Raw genomic sequence first — 23,747 nt, 5'->3', positions numbered from 1 at the left:
TGATTAGCTGAAGCAAACCGGAATGACCGACATGACTCACTTCGATACCAGCCTCGTGCCCACCGGCGATATTTTCATCGGCGGCGAATGGCGGCAAGGGCGTGGCAACCCGTACACAAGCCTGTATCCGGCGGATCAGTCGGTCAACATGGAAATCTCGACGGCCAATGCCGACGACGCCCGCGACGCCGTGGAAGCGGCGGATATCGCATGGCGCCGCGCGGACTGGTCGGGTTTGAAGCCGCATCAACGCGCGCTGATTCTGTACCGCATCGCCGATCTGATCATGGCGCGTCACGAAGCGCTCGCGCAATTGCAGCGCCGCGACAACGGCAAGCCGATTGGCGAAACGCGCGTGCTGGTGGCGAGCGCCGCGAACACGTTCCGCTATTTCGCGGCGTGCCTCGAAACGCTCGACGAAGAAGTCACGCCCTCGCGCGGCGACTATCTGACGATGAGCATTTACGAGCCGATCGGCGTGATCGCCGCGATTACGCCGTGGAATTCGCCGATTGCTTCCGACGCGCAGAAGCTCGCGCCGGCACTCGCAGGCGGCAACGCAGTCGTGTTGAAGCCGGCTGAAGTGACGCCTTTGGTGTCATTGGCATTGGCGCGCATTTGCGAAGAAGCCGGTGTGCCGAAGGGCGTTCTGAGCGTGTTGCCCGGAAAAGGCTCCGTAATCGGCGACGTGCTGGTGCGTCATCCGCTGGTGAAGAAGGTGTCGTTCACGGGCGGCACCGAAGTGGGCCGCGGCATCGCGCGCATCGCGGCGGACAAGTTGATGCCGGTGTCTCTGGAGCTTGGCGGCAAGTCGCCGACCATCGTCTTCGACGACGCCGATCTCGATCATGCGGTCAACGGTGTGCTGTACGGCATTTTCAGTTCGTCGGGCGAAGCGTGCATCGCGGGTTCGCGCCTGTTCGTGCAGCGCTCGATCTACGACGCGTTCATGAAGCGTCTCGCGGAAGGCGCGCGCAAACTGCGTGTCGGCGATCCGTCGCGTGAGCAAACGCAGATGGGTCCGCTGATTACGGCGGCGCATCGCGAAACCGTCGAACGTTATGTCGCGCTGGGCGTGGAAGAGGGCGGCCGCCTGCTGTGCGGCGGCGAACGCCCGGTCGGCGATGGCCGCGAAGCAGGCACCTACTTCCAGCCGACGATTCTCGAAGGCCTGACCAACAACGCCCGTATCTGCCAGGAAGAAATCTTCGGCCCGGTGCTGGTGGCGATGCCGTTCGACGACAAAGCCTCGCTGCTGAAAGAAGCGAACAACAGTGTGTTCGGCCTCGCCGCCGGCATCTGGACGCGCGATTACAAGCGCGCATACCGGATCGCCCGCGCACTGGAAGCCGGCACCATCTGGATCAACACCTACAAGCTGTTCTCGATCTCGACGCCGTTCAGCGGCTGGAAAGAGAGCGGCATGGGACGCGAGAAAGGCCGGCTCGGCATCCGCGAATACATGCAACAGAAGAGCCTCTACTGGGGCTTGAACGACGCGCCGCTGGCGTGGGCGAATTAATACGCAAGATACGCAAGAGGCACGTTATGACGATTCTCGGCATTGAACAGATTATTTACGGCGTGACGGATCTCGCCACCTGTCGCCGCTTTTTCGCGGACTGGGGCTTGAAGGAAGTCGCGCACGATGAAACGCAGGCGCGTTTCGAAACGCTGAACGGGTGCACGATTCTCGTTGTGAACGCTGACGATCCCTCGTTGCCGCCCGCGTTCGAAGAAGGCCCGACGCTGCGCGAAGTAACGTGGGGCGTGGCCACGAAAGCCGAACTCGACGAATTGCGCGGGCGCTTCGCAAGTCAGCCGGGCCATTTCGAAACCGACGACGCCGTCGGCTGTATCGACCCGAACGGCATGGCGATTCGCGTCGAAGTGACCCGCAAGCGCGCGCTCGACATTCACGGTTCGCCGTCGAACGTGTGGGGCCAAACGTTGCGCGTCGATCAGCCGTCGCCGATTTACGAACGCGCCGAGCCGGTCGAAGTGGGCCACGTCGTGTTTTTCACGAACCGTCTCGCCGAACAGGAAAAGTTCTATCAGGAACTGCTCGGCTTCGAAATGTCCGACCGTTATCCCGGCCGTGGCGCGTTCATGCGCTGCGCGCCGCACGGCGGCCATCATGACATTTTCCTGCTGGCTTTGCCCAACGGTAAGCGCGGCCTGAACCACGTCGCGTTCACCGTGCGCGATATCCACGAAGTGTTCGGCGGCGGCATGCATATCAGCCGCTGCGGCTGGGACACGCAACTCGGGCCGGGGCGTCATCCGGTGTCGTCGGCTTACTTCTGGTACTTCCAGAACCCGGCGGGCGGCCTGATCGAGTATTACGCCGACGAAGACCAGCTCACGCCCGACTGGCAGCCGCGCGATTTCGAACCGGGTCCGACCGTATTCGCCGAATGGGCGATCGACGGCGGCATCGACGGCAATACGCGGCGCCAGAAAAACGCCAAGGCGCCGGAAGGCAAGTTCATGACGGAGCAGAAAAAATGACGGACGCTGCTGCTGCAAAGGCGCAAGCCGCCCATGCCGGCCTCGAAGCACCGCGCACGATCGTCGTGATCGGCGGCGGCCAGGCGGCCGGTTGGGTCGTGAAGACCTTGCGCAAGGAAGGCTTCGACGGCCGCCTCGTGATGATCGCCGACGAAGTCCATCTGCCGTACGAACGTCCGCCGCTCTCGAAAGCGGTGCTGGCGGGCGAAGCGGATATCGACACCGTGCGGCTCGTGAAGCCCGACGACTTCGATGCGCTGAACGTCGAAGCCTGGCAGCCGGATTGCGCGACTTCGATCGATCGCGAGCAGCGCATCGTGCGCACGCAGTCGGGCCGCGAAGTGCAATACGACCGTCTGGTGATCGCGACGGGCGGTGCGGCGCGTAAGTTGCCGGATTCGCTTCTAAAGACCTCGCACATTGCCTACTTGCGTACGCTCGATGAAGCGGTTGCTTTGGGTGAACGCCTGCGTGCCAGCAAGCGCGTGCTGGTGGTGGGCGGCGGCTGGATCGGCCTCGAAGTCGCGGCCACGGCGCGCAAGCTCGGCGTCGAAGCCACGGTGGTGGAAGGTGCGCCGCGTCTGTGCGCACGTTCGTTGCCGCCGATGGTGTCTGGTTTCCTGCTCGACCTGCATCGCTCGAACGGCGTGGACGTGCGTTTGAACGCTTCGCTCACCGCGCTCGAAGATCATCCGCACGACGCCAATCGCATTCGCGCCACGTTCGCGGACGGCTCGACGCTCGACGCCGATTTCGCGGTGGCCGGCATCGGACTCACGCCGCACACGGCGTTGGCGCAAGCCGCGGGCGTGAAGGTGGAAGACGGCATCGTGGTCGATCATTTCGGCGCCACGGACGACCCGCGCATTTTCGCGTGCGGCGACGTCGCCAACCATCCGAGCGCGTGGCTCAAGCGCCGCGTGCGGCTCGAATCGTGGGCCAATGCGCAGAACCAGGCGATTGCCGTCGCGAAGGCATTGCTCGGCACCTTCGAACCGTATGCGGATATTCCGTGGTTCTGGTCCGATCAGTACGACGTGAACCTGCAGATTCTCGGCGACATTCCAGGCGATGCACAACTGGCCGTGCGCGGCGACTTGCGGGGCAAACGCGCCACGCTGTTCCATCTGGAAGACAGCGCGATTCGCGGCGTGATCGCCATCAATACGCCGCGCGAACTGAAACTGTCGCGCAAATGGATGAACCAAGGCCGGACCATCGACCTTGCCACCCTGACCGACGCCTCAACGGCGCTTGCCTAACCACATCTACGGACGGCACAACGGCATGAGAACCATCGACAACACCATGGGGGACCGCAGCAGCGCCGGTGTCTCAGGCCCTGTGACCCGGGGCTCGATCATCGCGCGTCTGGAGCGCTTGCCCAAGAATGCGATGCAGGTGCGCGCGCGCATACTGATCGGTCTCGCGACGTTCTTCGACGGCTTCGATGTGATCGCGATCGCGGCCACGTTGCCGATCCTGATCGCGAAGTGGCATCTGACGCCGTGGGAAATCGGCTTTCTGATCGGCTCCGGTTCGGTCGGACAACTGATCGGCGCGTTCGTTTTTCCGTGGTATGCGGAGCGCAAGGGGCGCGTGAAGGCGATCGCGCTGAGTTCGGGGATCATCGGCATCACCAGCATTGCGTGCGGTTTTGCGCCGACGTTCGCGGCGTTCGTCGTGTTGCGCGTGATTCAGGGGCTCGGGCTTGGTGGCGAATTGCCGGTGGCCGCGACGTACATCAACGAGATCAGCCGCGCGCATGGCCGTGGCCGTTTCGTGCTGTTGTATGAAATCGTTTTCCCGGTCGGCCTGCTCGCTTCGAATGCGTTGGGTGCGTGGATCGTGCCGCGCTTCGGCTGGCAAGCCATGTACTTTATCGGCGGCATGCCGTTGATCCTGTTCTTCGTGCTGCGCAAGCTGGTGCCGGAATCGCCGCGCTGGCTCGCTGAACGTGAGCGGATGGCCGACGCGGATGTGGCGGTGCATGCGTTCGAACGCGCGGTCAAAGGTCCGCTGCCGCCGGTCACGCAGTCGGCTGAATTCGAAGCGATGGCCAATCGTCATCCGAAGCGCCGCATGGGCGACCTGTTCGGTCCCGCGTATCTGAAGCGCACGCTGGCCGTGGCGATGTTGTGGATCACTTGCGGCTTTATTCAATACGGTCTTTCGACGTGGCTGCCGACGATCTACCGCACGATTTATCACGCGCCGCTGCAACTCGCGCTGAATCTGGCGGTGGCGGCTTCGGTGCTGGGCGTGGTGGGATCCCTGACTTGCGCGTTGCTGGTCGACAAGGTGGGACGTAAGCCGATTATCAATCTGTCGTTCGTGGCGTGTGCGATTTCGCTGCTGCTGGCGGGTGTGCTCCACGATTCGTCGGTGTATGTCGTGGCGACATGCTGCGCGTTCTCGCTGGGCTTCCTGGCTTGCGGATTCATCACGGCTTATGTGTACACGCCGGAGCTGTATCCGACGAGTATCCGCGCGATGGGCTGCGGCGTCGGCGGCGCGTGGCTGAAGGTGGCGGCGATCTTCGCGCCGGCTATCGTGTCGAAGACGATGATCGGTGGGAATCTGCAAGTGGCGTTTTATATCCTCGCGGCCGTGCCGTTTCTTGCGGCGGTGGCGGTGCACTTTCTTGGGATTGAAACCAAGGGGAAGGTGCTGGAGCAACTGGAGGCTTGAGGTTTCTACTGTTTGAGTTTGGTGGGCGGTTGATGTTGCAGTACCGCGATTAGCTGGGAGACGAGGGGCGCACTGGGTGGTGTGCCCCTTCGTTTTTTTGGGGGTGGTTACCGCGTCGCCTGGCGCGCTTCTCGCCGCTGCCTAATCCCCTCAATAACCCAGATACTCATCAACCCCGCACTCACACAGGCGATGATGTCCGGCTTATAAATCGCCAGCGCCATCCAGACAAGGTTGGCATACCCGCGAAAAAACGCCGGTATCGCGGCGCGCAGATCGTTCCAGCGCGTCGTCGCCAGCATGCCGCCGGCCGCCGACATCACCGTAAACAACGCCCACGCGAACTGCGTCGCACGCACATCGCGCTGCAATAGCAATACGATCAACGCTGCGAATCCAGCGAACCACAAAGGCGCGCAAACCCAAAACAACAACCGCGGCCGACGCGCGATCCATCCGCGCCATTCCGCTTGCGAAAACGAAATGAAGAACGCGAACAGCACACCATGCGCATAAGGCATCAGCCACGCATGCGAATCCGTCGCGATCCAGTGGCCCGCAAAGCCCAACGCCGTCGCGCTGAATGCGGCGAGTATCGCGAGCTCCTTGATAGGCGGCCAGCCGTGAATCAACGCGGCCCAGATCGTACAGACGCTCAGCGTGGCCATCGCGATCGATGTCGAACGGCCGCTGCCGTCCTCACACAGCGCAACGGTTGTCGCACCGAGCCACACGGGAATCCAGCCATAACGCAGCCAACCGATCGAGCGCAACGCTCGCAGCCGCTGTTGCTGAGGCTCGGACAGCAGCACGGTCGTAGCGGCGACCGTTACCAGCGCGAGCATCAGCGTCGACAAAAGAATGCCCAACTGAGCGGGCGACCATTGATCGAACCATCGACTGCTATTGGGTTTCAGCGAAGCGTCCGCGAACAGCAAGCCGCACCACGCGTTCAAGGCGAGCGCCGGTCCGAACAGACGGCCCGCGCCGATGCGGAATTTGAGGCAACGTCCCCAAAAATCGACTTTCTCGGCATCGAGCCGCAGCCGCACGACATTCGGATGGTAGCGACCAAGCGCGGTCAATAGCTGCTCCATCTCTGCGCGCACGCCGGCACGAAGCAATGCTCGCGCGCCGGCCGCCAATTGCGGCGACGGACCTTCGAGCAATGCCATCGCGTTCGTGAAGCGCAGGCGCAGCGCGTTGTAGTCTTCGTCGGCGAACACGCGGTTCAGCGCGAGCGTGGCAATGGCCGCGTTACGCTGTCGCAGATGCGCGGCGTTGTCCCGCCAGCCGAGAACCGCGCTCAAATTCATGCGCAGCATGGCCGGCGTGTCCTCGTTCAGACAATGACACAGCGCCTGCCATTCGAGTTCATCGCGCGTCGCAATGTTGACGACGGCGGCGAACAGATCCTGCAAGGAGCGGCGCGACTCGAGGTCGTCCGTTTGCGCGATGAAGTTTTGCCAGAGCTGGACGGCGGTTTCGAAAGCGTCGGGTTCGCGGACGGCGGCCTCGACTTCCGAAGTGTTCACCGTAACGTGGGACGTCGCCGGCGCGGTTGCAGACTTCCGCGCAGTTGCGATCAAACGCTCAGGTTCAGTGCAAGACGCGTTCGCTGTTGATGCCGCGGCTACTTCTTTCGCGATCGCGCCACTCGCCATCTGCAACGCCGACTCGTACGCGTACCGCAGACGCTGAAAAGCCTCGGCATCTTGATCCGGACGTTGCTGCTTCAACAGCCGCGCATAAGCGCGACGGACGGCCCGCTCGTCGGCATTCGACTCGATGCCGAGCACATCCCAGGGCCATTGATTGTTCGAGATGGTATTCATGGCCAGTCAGTAAGTCACATGTACATCGAAGCGATCCAGCAGCGCGCTCAGCTCACCGCGCGCCTGCGCGATTTCATCGGCGTTCTGGCGCTCGATCAGTGCCTGGAAGCGGGCGATATGCGCGGCCAGATATTGCCGATGATCGCCGAGCGTTTCTTCATAGACACGGTCGGCGCGCGTCAACAGCGTCCGGTTCTCGAGTTGGTCGCGTGGGTGGATCTTCAGCGCGCTCAACGCGGTAAGTCGCTCGCGAATTTCTTGCGGTGTCATCACGCCGGGATTTTCTTCGATCACCATCGCGCGTTTTATGCCGCCCGGAAACGCAGTGGCCTCCACTTCCAGCACGCCGTTGATGTCGTAAGTGAAGCGCACATCCGCGCCTGCTTCGCCCGCTGCCTTGAGCGGCACTTCGAGCGTGAATTCACCGAGCGCGACGTTGTCCGTGGTCAAACGCGCTTCGCCCTGAAACACCTTGATGCTCAGGATCTGCTGGCGGTCGCGCACCGTGAAAATGCGCTGCATGCGGCTCACCGGCACGATCGTATTGCGTTCGATGATCGGCAAAAAGTGACCCGGCACGAACTGAGCGGGCCCGACCTGCATGGCTGTGTCGATACCGAGGCTATAGGGCGCGACATCGGTCAGCACCATTTCGTCGAGCCCGGCATCGCGTCCCACGAGTCCGGCTTGCACCGCCGCGCCGAGCGCGACCACTTCGTCCGGATTCAAATGTCCGGCGGGTAGGCGGCCGAACATCTTCGAGACCAGCTTGCGGACCATCGGCATGCGCGACGCGCCGCCGACGAGGATGATCTCGTCGAGCGCGGCGACGGCAATCTTCGAATCGCGCAATGCGCGTTCCACCGGTTGGCGCAGCCGTTGCAGCAAATGCTCGCAGGTGCGCTCCGCTGCGGCCGCGTCGAGTTCGAGCGTGCGCGCGTGGTCGTCGATCGTGAGTTCGAGCGTGACGCTGTCAACGCCGTTCTGCGTAAGCTGACGTTTCGCGCGTTCGGCTTGCTGATGCAGACGTTGCGCGGCAACCGGCGTGAGCGATTGGACCTTGAGTCCGTTGCGCTGGCAGAACAACTCGACCAATGCATCGGTGAAATCCTCGCCGCCGAGAAAATTGTCGCCGGTGCTGGCGCGCACTTCCATCACGCCTTCGAAGAAGTCGAGCACGGAGACGTCGAAGGTGCCACCGCCCAGATCGAAGATCAGAAACTTGCGCTCGCTGTCGCGTTGATGCACGCCGTACGCGAGCGAGGCCGCGGTCGGTTCATTGACGAGGCGCAGCACGTTCAGGCCGGCGAGTTCGCCGGCAATGCGCGTGGCTTTGCGTTGTGCGTCGCTGAAATAGGCGGGCACGGCGATCACGGCGTCGCCGACCGTTTCGCCGAGAAACGCTTCGGCGTCGGCCTTCAACGACTTGAGCACCAGCGAGGACAACTCCTCGGGGCGCAGCGACTGCGTGCCGAGCGACACGGTGCGACTCGTGCCCATATAGCGTTTGAAGTTGGCGGCGGTGCGCTCGGGATGCGTATGCAGGCGGTCATGAGCGGGGCGGCCGACGAGGATCGAGCCATCGCCGTCGATGGAGACGCACGAGGGCGTGAGCGTCTCGCCTAACGCGTTCGGGATGAGCACGGCGCGGTCGGCGCGCCAGATTGCCGCAAGACTATGCGTGGTTCCAAGATCGATGCCGATGATCGAAGGCATGTACAGTTTCCGATTCGTTTGCGCCCCTCCATGAGGAGATCGCCCAAGGTTTCGCTGATGAACCGCGTGGAGCCGGGTGTAGCTCCGTCCAATGGCGATAACGGCAGACCGCACGCAAACTTGAGCGGCGCGGGAAACGAAGGCGGCGGAAATCGGACCGGACAATGCGCGGCGCATGGTGGCCACGAGATCGGTCGGAGATAAAAGCAGTGTGCCGCACAGAGCGCGCGGCACGGCGAGACGAGCGGGAAGCGCGCTAGGCGAGCCCGCCGCGCGGCATCACAAGGCTTTGCGATAGACCAGGAAGCCCGAACGGTCCGCAACCTTGTCGTAGAGCTTCATCGCCGTCTGATTCGTCTCTTGCGTTTGCCAGTAGACGCGTTGCGAACCATCGGCTTTGGCGCGCTCATACACCGCTTCAATCAATGCGCGGCCAACGCCTTTGCCGCGCTCGGAGTCTAGCGTGTAGAGGTCTTGCAGATAGCAGATCGGTCCTTTCATCGTCGTGTGACGGTGATACAGGAAGTGCACGAGACCGAGCAACTGGCCGTTGCGTTCAGCCACCATGGCATGCATCGGCTCGTAGCCGTCGAAAAAACGTTCCCACGTGATTTGCGTGATCTCGCGCGGCAACGCGGTTTCGCCCGAGCGGCCATAGAACGCGTTGTAGGCGTCCCAAAGCGGCAGCCATGCATCGAAGTCGCCGGGGACGACGGGGCGGATTTGAATCGAATCGGACATGTGCGGTTCCTGGTCGGAAGAAGACTGCTGAACCGCCAGCATAGAAAATTTGCGGCGCTATTGTTAGATCCACAGTACGTTCAGAATGTGGAGCCACCAAGTGTGAATCGAGGAAAACGTTCAGGCCGTCTCGGCTCTGAGCCACCGCGCGAGCGTGGCGTCGTCGTCCGTCTCCAGCGCCTCCGCGATTCGCCGCCCCACCGCTGCACCGAATTTGTAGCCGTGCCCCGAGCAAGCCGACACCACCAGCGTGTTGCCGATGCGCTTCGAAAAGAAACGGTTATCCGCCGTGAACGTGTACGCGCAGGTTTTTACTTCGGATACCGTATATTCGTCGATGCGGCTGAACGGCGGCGCAAACAGCCGCCGCAAGCGGTCGCCTTCAACGGGCGCGGCAACGCGATTCGCGTCGGGGTCCGGCGCGCGTGATTTATTGATGCCGGCGCCAAACTTCAGACCAATGCCGTCGAGCGGCGGCAGCACATAGCCGTCGCTCGCGCCGCCGATATCGACGATCGCGGGCGCCGTCGACCACGCGTCTTCCAGATCCGCGGGCGGCTCAAGATAGGCGACCGTGTTGCGATACGTCATCAGGTTTTCCGCAAGCGCGGGAAACAGTTGCGGCGTCCATGCGCCCGCGGTGACCACGAGCCGGTCCGCATGCACGATCACGTCGTTTTCGATGCGCACGGAAGCGGTCTGCGGGTCGACCGCGAGCACCTTGGTGTGCATGCGAATGTCGGCGCCGCGCATCTTGAGCCACGCTTTCATATCGCGTGCAATGCGTTCGCTGAAAAGTGCGCCGCCGTCGTGATCGAGGTAGGCGTAACGAAACGTGGCTGGGTCGAGAAACGGGTAGCGCGCCGCTGCTTCGAGGAGTTCGAGCCTTTCGTACTCGAATCCCATGCGGTCGAGGCCGTTGCGAAACTGTTCGGCGCCATCGCCCGTGAATTGCGAAATGCCGAGCACGCCGCAATTTGCATAGTGCGACACGCCGAGATCGTTCCACAGCAGGTCCCAGCTATCGAACGCCTCTTCGATGTTTCGCGCATAACCGTCCGCATCGCCATATGCGCGACGAATCATGCGATGCCGGTCGCCCGACGCGGCGAGTGGATTTGGAATCGAGCCCTGCTCGATCAGCGTGATGTCATGTCCCTGTTTCGAGAGCGACCACGCCGTGCTCAAACCGGCGATGCCCGCGCCTACGATCGTTACCCGCATGCCAACTCCCCCGAGTCGATGGTTCTGGGCGAGAGTCTATCAGCGGGAAAAAAATCGGTGCGCGTTATGTGAATTTTGCGCGAGTCGGTCGAGGCGAAAAAAATTGCGATTCAGCAGGCGGTGGTCTCCGCGCGCCGCCGTGTCAGTGTTTGCGATTCGAACTATCGCGAAGCTGGTTGCGTACTTTTTTCGCGGCGAAGAGCGGCACGTAATCGAATACACGCGCGTCGTGCCGGTAGTTGGCCAAGGTGTCCGCGTACATCTTCGAGACCGTTTCCGCCGGCGTGTCGGTTTCTTCGGCGATGCTTTTCACTAATTCATCAACATTAGGCTCGGGTTGTGACATGGATCTCTCCAAAGGTGCGGACAGGTTGGGCGGAAGGCACGCGGACAACAGGAGTTCATTACAGGATGCGATGCGCGGCGATGCCAATTGAATCGGTCTATCGCATGATTTTTTTTCAGAGAGATTTTTGTCTTGCGATGCAGCAAGCGTCCGTGCTGCACGGCTGGCCGAAAAATCAATGCGTGTGCCGGTGATGGATATCCGGGAAATGCGCATGCGCGTGCGTCATGGGTGCATGGCGGTGCGGATGGGTATGCGGCTCGTCGCCGTCCCACGCGAAGTCGTGCTCGTGCTGGTGATGCGCGTCGTGCCGGTGACGATGCGAGTGCTCGAGCGGATCGTGCGTGTGCGGATGCTCATGACGTTCGCGAATGTGCAGCCACACGCCGAGCGTCATCAGCGCTGCAGCGACCCAGAAAAGCGGCGGCGGCAGTTCGGGCCACAGAAGCCAGGATAAAGTCACGCCGAATAGCGGCGCGACCGAAAAATATGCGCCGGTTCGCGCGGTGCCGAGATTGCGCAGTGCGACGACGAACAGCACGAGACTCACGCCGTAGCCCGCAAAGCCGGTGAGCATGGCGAGCGCGACGGTCGAGAGCTTCGGCCATGCGGCGCCGAGGGTGAGCGCGAGCGCCACGTTCACCGAACCGGCCACGAGTCCTTTTATGCAGGCGATGAACATCGCATCGTGCGCCGACACCTTGCGCGTGAGATTGTTGTCCACGGCCCAGCACGCGCAGGCGCCGATCAGCAGCAGCGTGCCGGGCGGCAGTCCCGCCGCGCCCGGCTGCCATGACAGCGCCACGCCGCCCGCGACGATCGCGGCCATGCCGAGGAACACCTGCACGTCGACGTTCTCGCGAAACACGATCCACGCGATCAACGCGGTGAATACGCCTTCCAGATTCAGCAGCAGTGAACCGGTGGCGGCCGGCGTCGTTTGCAGACCCAGCATCAGTAAAGCGGGCCCGGCGACGCCGCCGGCTGCGATCGCGCCGGCCATCCAGGGGGCTTCGCGCGACGGGAAATGGCTGTGGCCGACCGGCTGCCCGGCGCCGCCGCCTTTAAGCCGGCGCGCCAGAATCACCGCGGCAAGGCCGCAGCCGCTACCGAGATAGAACAACCCAGCCAGCAGGAACGGCGAGAGCGAGCCGAGCAGCGCCTTGGCGAGCGGTGTCGTCGCGCCGAATAGGGCGGCGGCGAGCAAGGCGGTGAATGCGGCGTTTGAGCGGGTAGGCATGAGGGAATTCGCGCGGGAGCGGGCGTTGCGGACACGATAACGCTAACCGGATCACGCCACTTGTATCGTCGCTAAGCTGCGCTGAACAAGCGCTCCGACAGAAAATCGACGAACGCGCGCAGCTTCGGCGACAGTTGCCGGCTGGACGGCCAGAGCACCGAAAACTGCCCCGCGTGCGCCAGATGGTCGTCGAGCACGTTTTGCAGTGTTCCCGCCCGGATCGCGTCGCGAGCCAGAAAATCCGGCATGTAGGCCACGCCCAGACCGAGTTCCGCCGCCGCTCGCAGGGCTTCCATGTTGTTGCAGGTCAGCGCGGTCGGAAAGCGCGCGGCCGCGTCTTCGGGGAGTCCTCGAAACGCCCAGTGCTGCAGTTTGCCCGAGGTCGGGAAGCGGAAGCGCAAGCATGCGTGCTGCGCGAGATCGGCCGGCGCGAGCGGCACGCCGTGCCGTTGCAGATAACCCGGCGACGCGCACACTACGAAGCGGAACGGGCCGAGCCGCTTGGCCATCAATTGCGAATCGGGCAGATCGCCGCTGCGGACCGCGGCGTCGAAGCCGCCTTCGATCACGTCGACGATGCGGTCGTTGAAATCCAGTTCGAGGTCGATCTCGGGATAGCGCTCGGCGAATTCCGGAAGGATCGGCAGCAGGAAGCGATAGCCGATGGTCGGCAAAGTCACGCGCAGGCGCCCGCGTGGCGCGGCGTTCGCTTGCAGCATCATCGCTTCGGCTTCGCTCAGCGCGTCGAGAATCTGCCGGCAGCGTTCGTAGAAGCGCTCGCCGTCGTCGGTCAGGCTGACGCGCCGCGTGCTTCGCTGCAACAGCCGCACGCCGAGGTGTTGTTCGAGCCGCGCGACGCTTTTGCCGACGGCGGAGGGCGACAGGCCGAGCCGCTGCGACGCGCCGACGAAGCTGGACGCTTCGGCCGTTTGCACGAAGGCGACGATCCCGCTCAGGTTTTCCATTCGGTCGATTCAGGAATTGAAGTCCGCAGTCGGGCCAATTTAGCACCATTTGCCGCTTTGGTTCTGTTATCGGTGCGCCTTCTTGCGGAGAGCGGCGCACGCATCCAGACGGCCTCGTCGAACGTAATAGGTGTATTGCCGCCACGTTCGAGGCCCTTGCCATGCGCCGAGTTGCCTACGTCACCGCTGCAGCTGCCGCCGCTGCAAGCGTTCTGCTGCTATCACTCACGGCCTGCTCCAACGATCCGCCCAATCCCAACCCGCGCGCGAGCGAACCGCTCGCCACCGTGCCCGTCGACTTGCCGCGCTACATGGGCCGCTGGTACGTCATCGCGAACATTCCGTATTTCGCCGAACGCGACATGGTGGCGAGCCGCGCCGAATGGACACTGCGCGCGGACGGCAAGATCGACGATTCGTACTACGCCCGCAAGAAGCGCTTCGACGCCGAGGAAAAGCACTATCAGTTTCTCGACACGCCCGTGCCCGGCAAGGACGGCGGCGAGTGGAGCGTGCAGCTGTTCTGGCCTATCCGCGTGACGCAACTGACGCTTTACGTCGACCCAGACTACCGCTACACGATCCTCGGCTATCCGGGCAAAAACCTCGGCTGGATTTTTTCGCGCGAGCCGGACATGAGCGAGGACACATATCGCGCCTTGCTTGCGCGGCTCGATGCGATGGGCTATGACACGTCGCGATTCAGACGCGTGCCGCAGCGGCCGGATCAGGTGGGCAAGCCGGGCTTTGCGTCGCCGGGCGACAAGGATTAGCGGGCGCATCGTACGCATCCGATACCACCGTCGCCGCGTATAACCCGCATTGCCGTCGAATGAGGAAACCATGCCACCGCTTGCTGCCGCCGTGATTGCCCTGATCGGACTCATCGCGCTTTTCAGCGCCGTCTGGGCGTGGCAGTTGAGGAGCGAAAACGCCGGCATGGTCGATCCCATCTGGGCGCATTCGCTGGGACTCGTGGCGGCGCTCTACGCGATGCTCGGCACCGGCGACCCCGTCGCGCGCGCGCTGACCGCGCTGGGCGGTTTGGTCTGGGGCGCGCGGCTCGGCACGCATCTGTGGAAACGCAACGCCGGCAAGCCGGAAGACGCGCGCTATCAGCGCTTCCGCGCAGAATGGGGCGACAAGGCGGCAAGCCGGATGTTCTGGTTTTTCCAGTTGCAAGTCGTGATTTCGATGTTGCTGTCGATCGCATTTCTGGTGCCGTCGTACCGCGGCACTGCGCCGGCCGTCGGCTGGATGCTGCTAGCCGTCGTCGTGTGGATCGTCTCCGTGGCCGGCGAAGCGATGGCCGACCGCCAGTTGCGCAACTTCAAGGCCGATCAGGCCAATCGCGACGCCGTGTGCCGCGTCGGCTTGTGGCGATACTCGCGGCATCCGAATTACTTCTTCGAATGCGTGCATTGGCTCGCGTATATCGCGTTGTCGATCGGCACGCCGTGGGGTTGGTTCACGCTGTTGCCGCCGGTGCTGATGGCGTTTCTGTTGCTGAAGGTCTCCGGCATTCCGCTGCTCGAAGAAAGCATGGCAAAAGGGCGTCCCGGGTACGCCGACTACATGCGCACCACCAGCGCGCTGATTCCGTGGCCGCCGCGGCATTGAAGACGGCATGGAAGACGCAAGCGGGCGCAAGCGCGCCTTCGAAAGAGTCCAAAAGAAACACCAGGAGTCAGCCTCATGAGTCTTTCCACCACTGACCACACGATGCCGCCGTCGTCCTCCGACTCCGCCGATGGCTGGCTCATTCAAAGTTGCGAGCGCGGCTGGCTACCCGACGGCGTGATCCGTTTCGGCATGCGTCAGTTGATGCGTCAGCGCCTGCGCGATGAAGCGGTCGACAACGGCGAGTTGCGCGCGCAACGGTTCAACCGTCTGCTCGACGATCTGCGCGCGAGTCCGATCGCCATCGAAACGCAAGCCGCCAACACGCAGCATTACGAGGTGCCGGCGTCGTTTTTCCACGCGTATCTCGGACCGCATCTGAAGTATTCATGCTGCCTGTATCCGACCGGTGACGAGACGCTCGCGCAAGCCGAAGCGGCCATGCTCGAACGCTATGCCGAGCGTGCGGAACTCGCCGACGGTCAGCGGATTCTCGATCTCGGCTGCGGCTGGGGTTCACTGTCGTTATGGCTGGCGGCGCGGTATCCGAATTCGCGCGTCGTCGCGCTATCGAACTCGCATGGGCAGCGCGCGTTCATCGAAGCGCGCGCGGCGCAGGCTGGTTTGCACAACCTTTCGGTGGTGACGGGCAGCATCGTCGATTTCGAATTCGACGGGGCGCAACTTGGCGGCGGCTTCGATCGCGTGATGTCGATCGAGATGTTCGAGCATATGAAGAACTACGGCTTGCTGCTCGCGAAAATCGCGCGCTGGATGCGCGCCGACGCGAAGCTGTTCGTGCATCTCTTCGCGCATCGCACGCTGGCCTATCACTTCCAGGTGCAAGACGGCAGCGACTGGATGTCGAAGTACTTTTTCACCGGCGGCACGATGCCGTCGGAGGCGCTGCTGCTCAATTTCCAGGACGACCTGCGCGTGGAGCGGCAGTGGTGGGTGAGCGGCACGCACTACGAGCGCACGGCGAATCATTGGCTCGCCGCGCTCGATGCGGCGGGTGACCGGGTGATGCCAATGCTGATCGACACCTACGGCGCGCGCGATGCGGCAGTGTGGCTGCAACGGTGGCGCATGTTCTATATGGCGGTGGCTGAACTGTTCGGCTACGCGAATGGAAACGAGTGGGGCGTGGGGCATTATCGGTTCGTGAAGCGTTGAACCGCGGTGGGCCGATCCGCTTAAGTGCTAGGCGTGACGCGATACGCCGGCTGGCTTTCATTGTGTTTTCACACTCGGCTTTTTGCTGAGCGACCGTCTCGCGAGTTCCGCCCTGCGATTTATCTAATCGGCAGGAAACTGCGCAGTCATCCGGGCATCAAACCTTGGGTGCACTCTGAGGCAGGGAAGCCCTGTCTGATCGAGTTGCCTCGCAACAGCGGCGCCAATGGACCGCAGCAACGACAATGGGGTTCCGTTCGTCGTTTGCCATTGCCGCAACCGACCCGCCTGGAATTACCGATGACCACCCCAATCCCCTTCGTCCCCGACCGCTTCAGGACCACCGCCGCGCATTACCTGGCGGGCCGTCCACCGTATTCGCCGCAGTTGATCCGCCGCGTCGCGCAGTCCTGCGAACTCGGCGGCTCGCACCGGCTCCTGGACCTCGGCTGCGGGCCGGGGCAATTGTCACTGGCGTTTTCGTCGTGGGTCGGCGCGGGTCTCGCGCTCGACCCCGAACCGGAAATGCTGCGCGTTGCCGCGAGCCTGGGCGCGGGGATTGCGCCGAACATCGAGTATCGCGAGGGGAGTTCTTACGATCTGTCGCCGGCTTTGGGGCGCTTTCGGCTGGCCGTCATCGGGCGGGCGTTTCACTGGATGGACCGGCCCGACACGCTCGCGCGTCTGGATGCTCTGATCGAACCGGAAGGCGCGGTCGCCCTGTTTTCGACCGCGTTCGCCGCCGACTCGCCGATGGCCTGGCTCGCGCCGTACCGTGCGCTGCTCGAGGCTTACTCGGAGGGCGACCCGGCGCGCATGCAGCGCAAGGCGGACGGCTGGGAAAGCCACGACGCGGTGCTGGCGAAGTCGCCGTTCCCGATGCTCGAACGCGTGTCGATCGTCGAAACGCGGCGGGTCTCGGTCGACTCGCTGGTGACGCGGCCGCTGTCGATGTCGAGTCTGTCGCGCGAACGGCTCGGCGAGCGGCTGGACGAACTGCTGGCGCGCATCCGGCAACTACTGGATGCGTATGCAACCAACGGCTGGCTCGACGAACGGATCGAGTCGGCCGCGCTGATCGCGCGGCGCGAGGCGGCGCACGGTTAAGGTGCAATGACTTCTCTAAGCCGGCGGCAGCGAAATAATCCGAAAACATGGAGTTAAGCGCCCGGCGGAATAAAGCGGCACACTCGGGCGTTTGCCTATACATCGGCTTGCCTTGATGTGCTACGGCATCGCCGGATTTTCAAACAGCTTTCGCAGCCATGCCGCTGCGGACGGAACAATCATGAACACACACGCCGACTCTTTGACCGATTCGACCGGCACGCCAGTGCCAACGCGCTACACACGTACGGCCATGGTTCTGCACTGGCTGATCGCGCTGCTGATGATCGGCAACGTGGTGCTCGGGCTGAGCGCGGATTCGTTGCCGGACGACTGGGTGCGTCCGGTGGTCGACACCCACAAGTCGATCGGTATCACGGTGCTGGGTCTCGCGCTCATGCGCATCTTGTGGCGTGTGTCGCACAAGCCGCCGCCGTTGCCGCGCGAGTTTCCGTCGTGGGAAAAGATCGCCGCGCATGTCGCGCATTTTCTGCTGTATCTGCTGATGATTGCGCTGCCGCTGTCCGGCTGGCTGCACGATTCCGCATGGAAAGACGCGGCGACGCACCCCATGCATCTGTTCAATCTGTTTCCGTGGCCGCGCATCGGCTATGTGATGAATCTCGATCCGGCGCTGAAGGAGACCTTGCACGACCGCTTCGGCGCCTTGCACACGTGGCTTGGCTACGCGCTCTATGCGCTGCTCGCGATGCATATCGGCGGCGCGTTGAAGCACCAGTGGATCGATCGCAAGTCGGTTCTGAAGCGCATGGTGCCGTGAGCGCCGCATTCACCTATCAACCGCAACATTGACAAACCCGGCAGTCATTTTGAAGAAAACCCTGGAACAGGCTCTCGCTCTCGCTTCGCCGCGCATTGTGCCGCGTCGCACGACACCGTTGAGCACGCTGATTCATCTGAGTGTGGTCGTCTTGTGGCTGCTGCTGTTCGCGCGCGCCTTCTTTCTGCAGGGCGCGCTGGCGTGGTCGACGGGTATCGCCTACGTGGTGTACGACACCTTGCTGCTTGCGTTCGTCACGTGGAAAACGCTGCCGTTGATGCGGCGTGCGCCGCCGCTCGAGCCCGAGTTCGAACGGCGCAGCTTGCCGAGCATGGGCGTGATCGTCGCGTCGCATAACGAAGCGACGGTGCTGCCGGTCACGATCGCCGCGCTGCTGCGGCAAACGCACGGGCCGGCGCAAATCGTCATTGCCGACGACGGTTCCACCGACTCGACCCGCGAGTTGCTCACCGGGCGCTTCGGCCTTACCGCGGCCGCAGACGGCGTGCTGAGCGCGCCGAGCGCGCTGTATCCGAATCTGTTCTGGCTGCGTGTGCCGCACGGCGGCAAGGCCCGCGCGCTGAATGCCGCGATCACCGTGATGACCACGGAAACGGTCATGACCGTCGACGCCGACACCTTACTCGACGACGACGCCACCTACGCCATGCGCGCCGCTTTCGCGAGCGAACCGAAGCTGGTCGCCGCGGCCGGCATTCTGGTGCCGGTGTGCGGCAAGTCGGTGTCGGGGCGCGTGTTCCAGTGGTTCCAGACCTACGAGTACATGCGCAACTTCATCGCCCGTTTCGCGTGGATGCGTGCTGACAGTCTGCTGCTGATTTCGGGCGCCTTCGCGTCCTTCAAGCGCGACGCGCTGGTCGACGTGGGCGGCTTCGATCCGCAGTGTCTCGTCGAAGACTACGAGCTGATTCACCGGCTGCGCCGCTATTCGGTCGACCACGGCCTCGACTGGGACGTGCGCGTGGTCGGCGAGGCGCATGCCCGCACTGACGCGCCGGACAATCTCGCCAGTTTTCTGCGTCAACGGCGCCGCTGGTTCGCGGGCTTCCTGCAGACGCAGTACTGGAACCGCGACATGACCGGCAATCCGCGCTACGGCACGCTCGGCATGCTGATGCTGCCGGTCAAGGCGATCGACACCATGCAGCCGATTTACGGCCTGACCGCGTTTGCGTTGCTGCTCGCCTTCGTGTTCGGTGGCCATGGCGCGATCGTCGTGTCGATCTTCAGCGTGATCGGCCTGAAAACGGCGATCGACCTCGCGTTCTATCTGTGGAGTATCCATTTGTACCGGCGCTGGACCGGCGAGCGCGCCGGCACCAGTTTGTGGATGGCGATGCTCGCGGCGGTCGCCGAGCCGTTCACGTTTCAGCTGGTGCGGCACGTGGGCGCCGCGCTCGGCTGGCTGCATTTCCTGCGCGGCGGACGGTCGTGGGGCGTGCAGCGCCGCTCGGGGCTGGTGGCACACGACGAGAGCTGACGCGGCGCGTCGTCTCTTCAGGAGAGTAGTGGGAGCAGGCGCCGCAGTAGGTGGTTGCACGGTCCCCGAACCCATACGGCGTCGGGTTCTAGTAGACTGGCGACGATGCCGCCCGCAATTTGCAGGGCGCAACCTTCTATCCGCCCGTGCACGGAGACCCACCTATGCATGCTGTTCCCCCGCTAGAACGAGACACCGTCGATGTAACCGTCGATGCGTCGCCTGCCCAGGCCGCATCGCAGAAATCCGCTCACATGCCGGGCCAGGCCGCCAACGACGCACCGGTGCGCGATCTGCGCCGCGTCGGTATTCACCCTGACTACTGGTATCCGCTGGCGTGGTCGCACGAGGTGAAGCGGGGCAAGACGCATGGTGTGACGTTCGCGGGCGAGCCGATCGTGCTGGCGCGCACGGAGTCCGGCAAGGCGTTCGCGCTGGAGGACCGCTGCGCGCATCGTCAGGTGCCGTTGCATCAGGGCGTGGTGGATGGCGAATCGATCCGCTGCGGCTATCACGGCTGGACTTACGACTGCTCGGGCAAGTGCATCGACGTGCCGTACCTGGGCCGCGACCGTTTGCCGAACGGCGTGCGCTCTTACCCGTGCCGCGAAATCGAAGGCCTGATTTTCGTTTTCCCCGGCGACGCGGCGCTGGCCGAGCAACGGCCGCTACCGGCGTTCGGCTCGGTCTCGGACAAGAAGTACAAGACGCGCCGCTTCGGCCGTCCGGTGAATTGCCACTACTCGTTCATGCACGAGAACCTGATGGACATGAACCATCAGTTTCTGCATCGCAGGCAGATGGGGCAGATGCGGGCGCGTTCGCTCGGCCGGCGGCGTGGCGAGGGCTGGGTCGAAGTCGATTACACATTTGCGCGCATGGCCGGCCAGCAGCCGATCGGCGAAGCGATCGTGTTCGGCCAGAGCCGTAAAACCGGCGGCGACAACGACAAAGACGTGATGACGATCCGCACCGAGTATCCGTATCAGACGCTGCAGATCCGCACGTCCGAGCAGACGCTGGTAATGGATCTGTGGATCGTCTACGTGCCGCTCGATCGCGAGCAGCGCACCAACCGCACGTTCGGGCTGCTGTCGATTCGCAAACCCGGTGTTCCTGGCGTGTTGAATCTCGCGTGGCCGCTGCTGGTGTGGTTCACCGAGCGCATTTTCAAGGAAGACCGGGAGATCGTCGAAGCCGAACAGCGCGCCCACGATTCGCAGGGCGCGGACTGGAATCATGAGGTGTTTCCGGTCATCAACGATCTGCGCGCGTTGCTGCGCGAGAACGGCGCGCCGGATCAGGTGGTGGGTGCCGGCACGGGCGACACGGCTGTGATTCGCTTCTGGGATTCTCGTCACGGCAACCCGTTGGCGAAGAGCTGATTCTCGGGTCGTTTTGACGCCGGGCGCATGATGTGAGTGGCGATCTGCCCGGCATGTCCGCATCAGGAATCCGCACGAAAACTTTCCCCCTCGAGGGGAATTAATCCATCTCCCGACGGTAGGGAATACCGGGCGATCGAGCGGCGATAATGGCAGCTAATGCACGGCGGTTTGCGCTAATCGACATGCGCTAGCCGCGGACCCGTGTACCATTTCGCTTTTTCCGATCTTCAAGAATAGCCCGTGACTACGCAACAAATCCCTACCGCACCCCGCAAATCCCTCACTCTGCTGCAATTGCTGGGCCTCATCGGCGCCGCCGGCCTGATTGCCGCGATCGTGTTGAACCAGTTCGTCTGATCTCCACGCGAAGCCTCTGCGCGACGCTTCCGACCCATGCCGGCACGTCCCTAAGGAAGTTCTTCCTGGGACGCGCTGCCGGCTTCATCGAAATTCCGATTTGCCATGTACAAGAAGGGCGTAGCCGTAGAAATCCAGTTTTCTCCTGAGCGGCTCAACGACGGCGCGGGCGATCCCTATTGGATCGATCTGACGCAGGCTGAAGCGCAGAGGCTGCTGGAAAGCTTGCAGGCGCGCCTCGCGGAAACCGGCGTGGGCACGGCCGCGCCGTTGGTGGTCAGCCTCGATGACACGCCGGCGTCGCACGCGGCTGATGCGCCGCACGCGGCGGAGCCTGCCGCTTCGGCGGACGACTTCAAGCAGTGGGTCTGCGTGATCTGCGGCTGGGTCTACGACGAAGCCGCAGGTTTGCCGGAGGAGGGCATCGCGCCGGGCACGCGCTGGACGGACGTGCCGGCCGACTGGCGCTGCCCGCTTTGCGACGTGGGCAAGGAAGATTTCGCGTTGGTCGAGTTTTAAGCCCGGCCAACGCACGACATACGCCTAAGTTCAGCCCGCTCCTTCCGGAAAATCCGCCCCCAGCGTGGTGGCTTCCCATGCATCGAAATCGCCGCGCATGAAGTCCAGCTTCTTGCGCGCCAGTTCGAGCGCGGTTTTGCCGAGCAGCAACCGCAGCGGCGGTGTGTCCGACAGCGCGGCGTCGATAATGGCCTGCGCGGCGCGCACCGGGTCGCCTGCCTGTTTGCCGCTGCGCGCCTCGGTCTGCTTGCGGCGCTCACCGGCCGTGGCAGCATAATCGTCGATTACCGTGGCCGATTGTTTGATCGACGGACCCGCCCAGTTCGTGCGGAACGGTCCCGGTTCGACGATCAACACGTCGATGCCGAGCGGCTTCACCTCCGTCGCCAGCGATTCGGATAGACCCTCCACCGCATATTTGGTGGCGTGGTAATAGCCGGTCGCCGCGAAACTCGTGATACCGCCGATCGACGACACATTGACGATCAAGCCGCTGTGCTGCTCACGCATGATCGGCAAGACCGCCTTCGTGATGTCGACGAGGCCGAACACGTTGGTTTCGAACATGGCGCGGACTTCGTCGTCCTCGCCTTCCTCGATCGCGGCCAGATAACCGTAACCCGCGTTGTTGACGAGCGCGTCGATGCGGCCGAAACGCTGCTTCGCTTGCGTTACGACTTCGTCGATCTGCATGGGGTTGGTCACGTCGAGTGGCAGAACCAGTGCGCGATCGCCGTGGGCTTCGGCGATATCCTTCACTTTCGACGCGTCGCGTGCGGTCACCACCGCGCGCCAACCGCGCTCCAGCACCAGCTTCGCCAACTCGCGGCCGAAGCCGGTGGAACAACCTGTGATCAGCCAGACGGGATTGTCTCGATTCATCATTTGGGAAACTCCTGTTGATGGTCTACGACATATAAAAACTCATGCGGCGCGAAGGCGCTGTGCGTCGTTCGCGTCCGCAATCGGTGTGCTGCTGTGTTTAGCTTGAAGCGTGCCCGGATTCTTTCGGTGGAGGTCGGCGATTGCCCACGCGTTGATTCGCGAACAAAGCGCTCACTGCTGCTTGCGTCCGGTGTGGGATTTCAATTGTAGCCGCAGCGCGGCGGCTTCGCTTCGCAACGCTCGAACGAACGCGCCGGCCAACGGATGACCCGGACGATGCTCCGGCTGAATCACGCTGACGCGAAACGGCAACGACACGCCGAGCGGCCGGATATGCAGATGGCGACCCACGAAATCGAGGGCTGTCAGCGGATTGACGATCGCGAGGCCAAGCCCGTGCCGCACGAAACTGCACACGGAGACGGCAGTGGGCGTCTCGACGATCTGGCGGCGCGCGATTCCCGCTTGCGCGAAGGCCTCGTCGATCTGAATCCGGTACGGATCGTTCGACGACAGGCTGATGAACGGCTGATTGGCGAAATCCTTCAATGCGATTACTCGCTTGCCGAGCAACGGATGCTCGTCGGGCAGCACGCACACTTCATCCACTTCGAGCAACGGCGTCAGACGCGTGCCCGCCGGAGGCGCGCCGTGTTCGGTCAGGCCGAGATCGTAGCGCTGCGCGGTCAGCCATTCCTCGAGAAACGGCGACTCCTGGGTCGCGATCGACAAACTTGCGCCCGGTTGCGCGTCGTGAAAGCGCTTCGCCGCGCCCGGCAGGATCGAATGCGAAAACGCGGGCAACGCGATGATGGAAAGCTGGCCGCCCTGGAATTCGCGCAGGCTCGCGGCGGTGGACGCCACACGTTCGAGTCCGACATACGCGCGCTTGATCTCGTCGAACAAGGTGAGCGCGGACAAGGTGGGACGCAATCGACCATTCGTGCGCTCGAACAATGCAAAGCCGATGCTCTGTTCCATGCGCGCGAGTTCGCGGCTCACCGTGGGCTGCGAGGTGAACAGCATCTCGGCCGCTTTGGTGACGCTGCCCGCGGTCATCAGCGCGCGGAAGACTTCGATATGCCGATGTGTAAGCGCCATGGTGGGTATATCAGAAGTGAATGGGCATGCCAAGAATTGGTAT

The 23,747-nt window shown here is 63.2% G+C and carries 21 protein-coding genes; 12 read left to right on the top strand and 9 right to left on the bottom strand.

Going from position 1 to position 23,747, the window contains the following annotated elements; genetic code table 11:
• Nucleotides 1-31 precede the first annotated feature (31 nt).
• The 4 genes from B0G74_RS30670 to B0G74_RS30655 are packed head-to-tail and all read left to right on the top strand — an operon-like array spanning nt 32 to nt 5,202.
• Nucleotides 32-1,522 (top strand): aldehyde dehydrogenase, encoded by a 1,491-nt coding sequence (locus B0G74_RS30670; RefSeq protein ID WP_132379528.1) that lies wholly within the window; start codon nt 32-34, stop codon nt 1,520-1,522.
• Nucleotides 1,523-1,548: 26 nt separating this feature from the next.
• Complete coding sequence (locus tag B0G74_RS30665) at nt 1,549-2,511, top strand: VOC family protein (RefSeq protein WP_132379247.1); 963 nt, start codon at nt 1,549-1,551, stop codon at nt 2,509-2,511.
• Nucleotides 2,508-3,773 (top strand): FAD-dependent oxidoreductase, encoded by a 1,266-nt coding sequence (locus tag B0G74_RS30660; protein ID WP_132379245.1) that lies wholly within the window; start codon nt 2,508-2,510, stop codon nt 3,771-3,773. Before B0G74_RS30665 ends, B0G74_RS30660 begins: the two co-directional genes overlap by 4 nt.
• 25 nt (nt 3,774-3,798) lie before the next feature.
• Entirely contained in the window at nt 3,799-5,202 is a 1,404-nt protein-coding gene (locus B0G74_RS30655; protein WP_132379243.1) for an MFS transporter, read from the top strand.
• Between the two features lie 107 nt (nt 5,203-5,309).
• Here the strand turns inward: B0G74_RS30655 and B0G74_RS30650 are convergent, their stop codons facing one another.
• From B0G74_RS30650 to B0G74_RS30620, 7 genes are all read right to left on the bottom strand, one after another.
• Nucleotides 5,310-7,037: a J domain-containing protein gene (locus B0G74_RS30650; protein ID WP_132379241.1), complete on the bottom strand. Its 1,728-nt coding sequence runs from the start codon at nt 7,035-7,037 to the stop codon at nt 5,310-5,312.
• 6 nt (nt 7,038-7,043) lie between these two features.
• On the bottom strand, nt 7,044-8,753 hold the full coding sequence (locus B0G74_RS30645) for a molecular chaperone HscC (protein WP_132379239.1): 1,710 nt from the start codon (nt 8,751-8,753) through the stop codon (nt 7,044-7,046).
• Nucleotides 8,754-9,032: 279 nt separating this feature from the next.
• Nucleotides 9,033-9,494: a GNAT family N-acetyltransferase gene (locus tag B0G74_RS30640; protein ID WP_132379237.1), complete on the bottom strand. Its 462-nt coding sequence runs from the start codon at nt 9,492-9,494 to the stop codon at nt 9,033-9,035.
• A gap of 120 nt (nt 9,495-9,614) precedes the next feature.
• Entirely contained in the window at nt 9,615-10,718 is a 1,104-nt protein-coding gene (locus B0G74_RS30635; RefSeq protein ID WP_132379235.1) for an FAD-dependent oxidoreductase, read from the bottom strand.
• 142 nt (nt 10,719-10,860) lie between these two features.
• Nucleotides 10,861-11,064: a DUF3562 domain-containing protein gene (locus B0G74_RS30630; RefSeq protein ID WP_132379526.1), complete on the bottom strand. Its 204-nt coding sequence runs from the start codon at nt 11,062-11,064 to the stop codon at nt 10,861-10,863.
• Nucleotides 11,065-11,239: 175 nt separating this feature from the next.
• A complete protein-coding gene (locus tag B0G74_RS30625; RefSeq protein ID WP_132379233.1) occupies nt 11,240-12,304 on the bottom strand; it encodes a DMT family transporter in 1,065 nt (354 codons plus the stop codon).
• A 71-nt stretch (nt 12,305-12,375) separates the two neighbouring features.
• Nucleotides 12,376-13,269, bottom strand: coding sequence for a LysR family transcriptional regulator (locus B0G74_RS30620; protein WP_132379231.1), 894 nt, complete (start codon nt 13,267-13,269; stop codon nt 12,376-12,378).
• A gap of 161 nt (nt 13,270-13,430) precedes the next feature.
• On the opposite strand from B0G74_RS30620, the gene B0G74_RS30615 reads away from it, so the two are divergent.
• The 8 genes from B0G74_RS30615 (at nt 13,431) to B0G74_RS30575 (ending at nt 21,718) form a co-directional block, all read left to right on the top strand.
• Entirely contained in the window at nt 13,431-14,042 is a 612-nt protein-coding gene (locus B0G74_RS30615; protein ID WP_132379229.1) for a lipocalin family protein, read from the top strand.
• Nucleotides 14,043-14,112: 70 nt separating this feature from the next.
• On the top strand, nt 14,113-14,889 hold the full coding sequence (locus B0G74_RS30610; RefSeq protein ID WP_132379227.1) for a DUF1295 domain-containing protein: 777 nt from the start codon (nt 14,113-14,115) through the stop codon (nt 14,887-14,889).
• Nucleotides 14,890-14,964: 75 nt separating this feature from the next.
• Nucleotides 14,965-16,065 (top strand): cyclopropane-fatty-acyl-phospholipid synthase family protein, encoded by a 1,101-nt coding sequence (locus B0G74_RS30605; RefSeq protein WP_132379225.1) that lies wholly within the window; start codon nt 14,965-14,967, stop codon nt 16,063-16,065.
• A 300-nt stretch (nt 16,066-16,365) separates the two neighbouring features.
• Complete coding sequence (locus B0G74_RS30600) at nt 16,366-17,172, top strand: class I SAM-dependent methyltransferase (protein WP_132379223.1); 807 nt, start codon at nt 16,366-16,368, stop codon at nt 17,170-17,172.
• Between the two features lie 181 nt (nt 17,173-17,353).
• Nucleotides 17,354-17,953, top strand: coding sequence for a cytochrome b (locus B0G74_RS30595; RefSeq protein WP_132379221.1), 600 nt, complete (start codon nt 17,354-17,356; stop codon nt 17,951-17,953).
• Nucleotides 17,954-18,002: 49 nt separating this feature from the next.
• Nucleotides 18,003-19,454, top strand: coding sequence for a glycosyltransferase family 2 protein (locus B0G74_RS30590; RefSeq protein ID WP_132379219.1), 1,452 nt, complete (start codon nt 18,003-18,005; stop codon nt 19,452-19,454).
• A gap of 164 nt (nt 19,455-19,618) precedes the next feature.
• Nucleotides 19,619-20,839, top strand: a complete 1,221-nt coding sequence (locus B0G74_RS30585; RefSeq protein ID WP_132379217.1) for an aromatic ring-hydroxylating dioxygenase subunit alpha — start codon at nt 19,619-19,621, stop codon at nt 20,837-20,839.
• Between the two features lie 465 nt (nt 20,840-21,304).
• Complete coding sequence (locus B0G74_RS30575) at nt 21,305-21,718, top strand: rubredoxin (RefSeq protein WP_132379210.1); 414 nt, start codon at nt 21,305-21,307, stop codon at nt 21,716-21,718.
• Between the two features lie 30 nt (nt 21,719-21,748).
• Here the strand turns inward: B0G74_RS30575 and B0G74_RS30570 are convergent, their stop codons facing one another.
• Entirely contained in the window at nt 21,749-22,603 is an 855-nt protein-coding gene (locus B0G74_RS30570) for an oxidoreductase (RefSeq protein ID WP_132379208.1), read from the bottom strand.
• Between the two features lie 171 nt (nt 22,604-22,774).
• Nucleotides 22,775-23,704, bottom strand: coding sequence for a LysR family transcriptional regulator (locus tag B0G74_RS30565; protein ID WP_132379207.1), 930 nt, complete (start codon nt 23,702-23,704; stop codon nt 22,775-22,777).
• Between the last annotated feature and the right edge of the window lie 43 nt (nt 23,705-23,747).

The sequence above is a fragment of the Paraburkholderia sp. BL9I2N2 genome, assembly GCF_004339745.1.
Lineage (GTDB): Bacteria > Pseudomonadota > Gammaproteobacteria > Burkholderiales > Burkholderiaceae > Paraburkholderia.
This window is presented reverse-complemented; position numbering and strand designations above follow the sequence as displayed.

Excerpts from the sequence above, each read along its gene's own strand:
- B0G74_RS30575 (WP_132379210.1), top strand. The coding sequence starts at position 21,305 with ATGTACAAGAAGGGCGTAGCCGTAGAAATCCAGTTTTCTCCTGAGCGG.
- B0G74_RS30585 (WP_132379217.1), top strand. The coding sequence starts at position 19,619 with ATGCATGCTGTTCCCCCGCTAGAACGAGACACCGTCGATGTAACCGTC.
- B0G74_RS30660 (WP_132379245.1), top strand. The coding sequence starts at position 2,508 with ATGACGGACGCTGCTGCTGCAAAGGCGCAAGCCGCCCATGCCGGCCTC.
- B0G74_RS30665 (WP_132379247.1), top strand. The coding sequence starts at position 1,549 with ATGACGATTCTCGGCATTGAACAGATTATTTACGGCGTGACGGATCTC.
- B0G74_RS30595 (WP_132379221.1), top strand. The coding sequence starts at position 17,354 with ATGAACACACACGCCGACTCTTTGACCGATTCGACCGGCACGCCAGTG.
- B0G74_RS30620 (WP_132379231.1), bottom strand. The coding sequence starts at position 13,269 with ATGGAAAACCTGAGCGGGATCGTCGCCTTCGTGCAAACGGCCGAAGCG.
- B0G74_RS30655 (WP_132379243.1), top strand. The coding sequence starts at position 3,799 with ATGAGAACCATCGACAACACCATGGGGGACCGCAGCAGCGCCGGTGTC.
- B0G74_RS30570 (WP_132379208.1), bottom strand. The coding sequence starts at position 22,603 with ATGATGAATCGAGACAATCCCGTCTGGCTGATCACAGGTTGTTCCACC.
- B0G74_RS30645 (WP_132379239.1), bottom strand. The coding sequence starts at position 8,753 with ATGCCTTCGATCATCGGCATCGATCTTGGAACCACGCATAGTCTTGCG.
- B0G74_RS30625 (WP_132379233.1), bottom strand. The coding sequence starts at position 12,304 with ATGCCTACCCGCTCAAACGCCGCATTCACCGCCTTGCTCGCCGCCGCC.
- B0G74_RS30605 (WP_132379225.1), top strand. The coding sequence starts at position 14,965 with ATGAGTCTTTCCACCACTGACCACACGATGCCGCCGTCGTCCTCCGAC.
- B0G74_RS30615 (WP_132379229.1), top strand. The coding sequence starts at position 13,431 with ATGCGCCGAGTTGCCTACGTCACCGCTGCAGCTGCCGCCGCTGCAAGC.
- B0G74_RS30565 (WP_132379207.1), bottom strand. The coding sequence starts at position 23,704 with ATGGCGCTTACACATCGGCATATCGAAGTCTTCCGCGCGCTGATGACC.
- B0G74_RS30670 (WP_132379528.1), top strand. The coding sequence starts at position 32 with ATGACTCACTTCGATACCAGCCTCGTGCCCACCGGCGATATTTTCATC.
- B0G74_RS30630 (WP_132379526.1), bottom strand. The coding sequence starts at position 11,064 with ATGTCACAACCCGAGCCTAATGTTGATGAATTAGTGAAAAGCATCGCC.
- B0G74_RS30650 (WP_132379241.1), bottom strand. The coding sequence starts at position 7,037 with ATGAATACCATCTCGAACAATCAATGGCCCTGGGATGTGCTCGGCATC.
- B0G74_RS30600 (WP_132379223.1), top strand. The coding sequence starts at position 16,366 with ATGACCACCCCAATCCCCTTCGTCCCCGACCGCTTCAGGACCACCGCC.
- B0G74_RS30635 (WP_132379235.1), bottom strand. The coding sequence starts at position 10,718 with ATGCGGGTAACGATCGTAGGCGCGGGCATCGCCGGTTTGAGCACGGCG.
- B0G74_RS30610 (WP_132379227.1), top strand. The coding sequence starts at position 14,113 with ATGCCACCGCTTGCTGCCGCCGTGATTGCCCTGATCGGACTCATCGCG.
- B0G74_RS30640 (WP_132379237.1), bottom strand. The coding sequence starts at position 9,494 with ATGTCCGATTCGATTCAAATCCGCCCCGTCGTCCCCGGCGACTTCGAT.